The sequence below is a fragment of the Mumia sp. genome (assembly GCF_028803055.1).
In the GTDB taxonomy this organism is placed as follows: domain Bacteria; phylum Actinomycetota; class Actinomycetes; order Propionibacteriales; family Nocardioidaceae; genus Mumia.
In genome coordinates this window covers 1-4,364 of record NZ_JARBCJ010000232.1, presented here as the reverse complement: position 1 = coordinate 4,364, position 4,364 = coordinate 1, and the positions used below count along the sequence as shown (strand labels likewise).

The window sequence follows — 4,364 nt, the reverse complement described above, 5'->3', positions numbered from 1 at the left end:
CGAGGGTCATGGTGCCGTACTGGCCCATGTCGACGCGGCCGTTCATGATCGCTCGCGCGCGGTCGAGGTCGGCGCGCGTCAGGGAGCCGAGCGTGTGCATGTTCTCGCACACCCCGTCGTAGCCCGCGGCGGCGGCCGCTGGGCTCGGCGCGGCGACGGCCTGGACGGCGACGACGCCGGAGACGCTCAGCGCCGCGGCGACGGCGACGCCGGTGAGTCGGCGAACCACGGGCGTACGGCGGCGCGGGGCGATGCTGCGGGGGAAAGGCATAGGCCAGCCATAGTTGCAGACCGGGGGGTCGCCCGGAAGTCATCTCGAGCCGGTATCCGGCGAGACCCCGTACATTTCCCGCATGGACCTGCGTGACGACGATCTGACGTCGCTGGCGAACTCGCTGGCCGAGCTCGTCGGAGCACCGATCACGATCGAGGACCCCCAGGCGAACGTCCTGGCCTACTCCCAGAGCCTGGACGCCGACCGCTCGCAGGCCGTCGACGACGCCCGCATCACCACGATCCTCGGACGCCAGGTGCCTCCGCACTACCGCACCCTGCTCGACGAGGCAGGCGTCTACAGCCAGATCTCGCGGTCCCAGGACGTCGTCACCGTGGACCTTCCCGGCTCCGGCATGACGCAGCGGGCGATCGTGGCCGTGCGTGACGAGACGGGCACGCTGCTCGGGTCGGTCTGGGCGGCCGTACCCGCCGGGCTGACCAAGGTGCAGCGGCAGGCGCTGCTCGACGGCGCGCCGGTCGTCGCGCGCGGGCTGGTCCGCCAGCGGGAGCGCGCCGACTCCTCCCGCCGCCGCACCGTCGAGGTCGTCGAGGCCTTGCTGCGCGGGGGCGACGACGCCGCGCGTGCGGCGGACTCGGCCGGGCTCCGCTCGCCCTGCACCGTGGTCGTGCTCGCGTCGGACCGGCCCGACGACGTGGTCCCCGCCCACCGGGCGGGAGCGTTCGTCCTCCACCTCGCCGCCGTGGCGCCGAGCGCCGCTGCCGCCCAGGTGGACGGTGTGGTCTACGCCGTGGTCGCCGGCGACGAAGCAGCGGCCGCGCGGCTGGCCCGCGACTTCCTCGCCCGCTCTCACGGCCCTCTCGTCGTCGGCGTCGGGCGTACGGTGGAGTCCCCCGAGGCGATCGACCTCTCGGCCCGTGACGCCGACGGCGTCGTCCGCGTCCTGCGTCGCCGCGGTCGTACGGGCGCCGTCGAGACCGTACGGAGCACCCTCACCGACGTCGTCGCGATGCGTGCCGCGGACGCCTTCGCCGGCTACGAGGACTTCAGTCCCCTCACTGCCCTGGAGCGCTTCGACGCCGAGCACCACGCCGACCTGCTGTCGAGCGCGCGCGCCTACCTCGCCCACGGCGGCGACGTCGGTGCGGCAGCGGCGTCGCTGCACGTGCATCCCAACACCCTCCGCAACCGGCTCCGCCGCGCGTCCCAGGCGGTCGGTGTCGACGTCGACGACCCCGACACCCGTCTCCTGCTGGCACTCCACGTCAAGCTGCGCGAGCTCGACGCCTGAGCCCGCGCGGCCGCGGGCGTGACGGGTGTGCGATCGCACACCGGTGCCTCGCCGATCGTGGCCGAACGCACAGCCCGCGGGACGCCATGCCGTCCGACCATGAGGGGATGAGCACACCGGGCAGCGCCGCGAGCGCGTCGAGCACCCCGCAGCACGTCGTCGTCGCCGGGGCAGGCATGGTCGGTCTGTCGACGGCGTGGTTCCTCCAGGAGCGCGGCGTCCAGGTCACCGTCGTCGACCGGGCGGGCGTCGCGGCCGGCTCGTCGTGGGGGAATGCCGGGTGGATCTCCCCCGCGCTCACGCTGCCGCTGCCCGAGCCCGCGGTCCTCTCGTACGGGCTGAAGGCGATGCTCAGCCCGTCCTCTCCGGTCTACGTGCCGCTGACGGCCGACCCCAAGCTGCTGCGGTTCCTCGTCGGCTTCGCGCGCAACTGCACCCCGAAGCGGTGGCGCTCGGCGATGGCGGTCTTCGCGGCCCTCAACCGTGACGCGCTCGGCGCCTACGACGTGCTGGGCGACGGCGGTGTTGCCGGCCACGCGGTGGACGAGCCGATCCAGGACGCCGACCCGTTCCTCGCGGGGTTCAGCTCCGTGGAGAACCGCACGACGCTCGTCGAGGAGCTGGCCCATGTCGTCTCCTCGGGCGGCTCGGTGGACTACGACCTGCTGAGCGGTGAGGAGATCCGCTCGCTCGAGCCGACCCTCGGCGACGGCGTACGCGCCGGTGTCCGGATGCTGGGGCAGCGATACGTCAACCCGCCGGCGTACGTCGCGTCCCTGGCGGAGTCGGTCGTGGCCCGCGGCGGCGAGATCCGCGCCGGGTTCGACGTGAAGGACGTGCTCGACCTCGGACCGCGCGGGGTGGAGGTGCTCGCGCGCACCGGCGAGCGGCTGCGCGCCGACGCCGTCGTCCTGGCGACCGGGACCTGGCTCGGCGACCTCGCCCGGGCGTACGGGGTGAAGCGCGTCGTCCAGGCCGGTCGTGGCTACAGCTTCACCGTCGTCCCCGAGCAGATGCCCAAGAACCCGATCTACTTCCCGGTCGAGCGCGTCGCGTGCACACCGCTCGGTGATCGCCTGCGCGTGGCGGGGACGATGGAGTTCCGCGACCCCGACGCCCCGTTGGAGCCGGCGCGGATCGAGGCGATCGTGGCGTCGGCACGGCCGATGTTCACCGGCGTCGACTGGGACGCACGGCAGGAGGAGTGGGTCGGCTCGCGCCCGTGCACGACCGACGGGTTGCCGCTGGTCGGAGCGACGCGTTCGCCGCGGGTCCACGTCGCGGGTGGTCACGGAATGTGGGGCATCGCCCTCGGGCCGCTCACCGGGCGGATGGTGGCGGACGCGATGACGGGCCGCCAGGCGCCTGCGTACGCGCGTCACCTCGACCCTCTGCGCTGAGGTATCTCATCTCCTGCTGACATTTCGGTCGAATCAGGTCGAGGGCTCCAGGCGGCCGTTCTGAGTCGGTATGCTCGGCCCGGAGCACCTGCCGTGGTCACCGTCGACCGCGTACGCGTCCGGTCCCGGCGCGATCGGCTGAACGGAGGATTCGACCCATGGCGTTTCTGCTGCGCATCGAGCTTCCTGACGTCCCCGGGTCGCTCGGTGCCGTCGCCAGCGCACTCGGTGAGGCGGGAGCCGACATCCACGCGATCGAGATCGTGGAGCACCGCGGCGACGGCAAGGCCGTCGACGACGTGCTCTTGGAGCTGCCGGTGACGACGATGCCCGACCAGCTCATCACCGCGTGCCACCGGCTCGACGGCGTACGCGTCCAGTGGATCTCGCGCTACAACGCCGGGGCCAACCTCTCGATGGACCTCGAGGCTGTCGAGGCGTTCACCGCCGAGCCGGCGCGTGCCCTGGAGAGCCTGGTCGACCGGGTGCCCGAGACCTTCCGCTCGGACTGGGCTCTGCTGCTCGCCCTCGGTCCGGACGGCCAGCAGGTCCTCCACGCGACCGCGACCGCACCTGAGCGGGTCCCTGACGTCGAGAAGTGGTTCACGCTCGAGCAGGCCCAGCGGCTCGCCCACGTCCCCGACTGGGGCTCGATGGTGCTCGCCGGCGCCCCGGTGCCTCAGCGCGACGCGGTGGTCGTCTTCGGCCGCCACGGTGGTCCACCGGTCCTCGACTCCGAGCTGGCCCGGCTCGGGCACATCGTTGCCCTCGCGGCGTCCGTGGCCGCCGCGCTCTGACCGCCAGCTCGAGCCGGGCGCCGACGTCAGATGCAGCCCAGCCGCTCGACGACCCGGGGCCAGCGCTCGACCCGTTCACCGCTCCCGACGTAGGCCCAGGCGCCGTCGGCGGAGAGCCACAGGTGGTCGCTTCCACGACGGAAGCCGGTGTCCCTGGCGTCGGGAGCGAGCGCGACCGATGAGGCGTAGGGCCCTGCGAAGAAGTCGGCGAGGCTGGCATCGGGCTCCCGGACGTACTCGGCCTTGCCGACCTTGAGGAAGGTCATGTGCTCCCAGGCGCAATGCTCCGCTCCCGCGTACGAGGTGATCCGGCGGGTCGACACCCGGCCGGTGGCGTCGGACCACACCTGGACCCCCGCCGCCTCGGCCACCTCCTCGGGAAGCTCGGCGTAGTCGCAGCGCGCCCAGGACTCGACGTACCACCCCTTCTCGCCGAAGGCCTCGCCGTCGCGGGCGATCACGGCCTGGCGTACGCGGCCGTCGGCAGTGAAGGTGAACAGCGTGCGGGGACCGTCCTCTCGAACCACCCGGTAGCCGTCGCGGACCCCGTCGAGCTGCCGCTCGTCGAAGGCCGTACGCAGCGCCTCCTCCGCATCGTCGCTGAGCGCGCCGTCGTCGTGCTCGTCCGGATAGCCGTTGCC

The 4,364-nt window shown here is 73.0% G+C and carries 5 protein-coding genes; 3 read left to right on the top strand and 2 right to left on the bottom strand.

Features of this window, described 5'->3' with window-relative positions:
- Positions 1–271: hypothetical protein (locus PV363_RS16115; RefSeq protein WP_301022864.1), on the bottom strand; the 271-nt coding region annotated here is incomplete at its 3' end.
- Between the two features lie 82 nt (positions 272–353).
- On the opposite strand from PV363_RS16115, the gene PV363_RS16110 reads away from it, so the two are divergent.
- From PV363_RS16110 to PV363_RS16100, 3 genes are all read left to right on the top strand, one after another.
- A complete protein-coding gene (locus PV363_RS16110) occupies positions 354–1,526 on the top strand; it encodes a helix-turn-helix domain-containing protein (protein WP_301022863.1) in 1,173 nt (390 codons plus the stop codon).
- A gap of 107 nt (positions 1,527–1,633) precedes the next feature.
- Entirely contained in the window at positions 1,634–2,926 is a 1,293-nt protein-coding gene (locus PV363_RS16105; protein WP_301022862.1) for an FAD-dependent oxidoreductase, read from the top strand.
- A 158-nt stretch (positions 2,927–3,084) separates the two neighbouring features.
- Entirely contained in the window at positions 3,085–3,723 is a 639-nt protein-coding gene (locus PV363_RS16100) for an ACT domain-containing protein (RefSeq protein ID WP_220345854.1), read from the top strand.
- 26 nt (positions 3,724–3,749) lie between these two features.
- Here the strand turns inward: PV363_RS16100 and PV363_RS16095 are convergent.
- Positions 3,750–4,364: hypothetical protein (locus PV363_RS16095; protein WP_301022861.1), on the bottom strand; the 615-nt coding region annotated here is incomplete at its 5' end.

Bases quoted from the DNA above. Each gene is read 5' to 3' on its own strand.
- PV363_RS16100 (WP_220345854.1), top strand. From the start codon at position 3,085: ATGGCGTTTCTGCTGCGCATCGAGCTTCCTGACGTCCCCGGGTCGCTC.
- PV363_RS16110 (WP_301022863.1), top strand. From the start codon at position 354: ATGGACCTGCGTGACGACGATCTGACGTCGCTGGCGAACTCGCTGGCC.
- PV363_RS16105 (WP_301022862.1), top strand. From the start codon at position 1,634: ATGAGCACACCGGGCAGCGCCGCGAGCGCGTCGAGCACCCCGCAGCAC.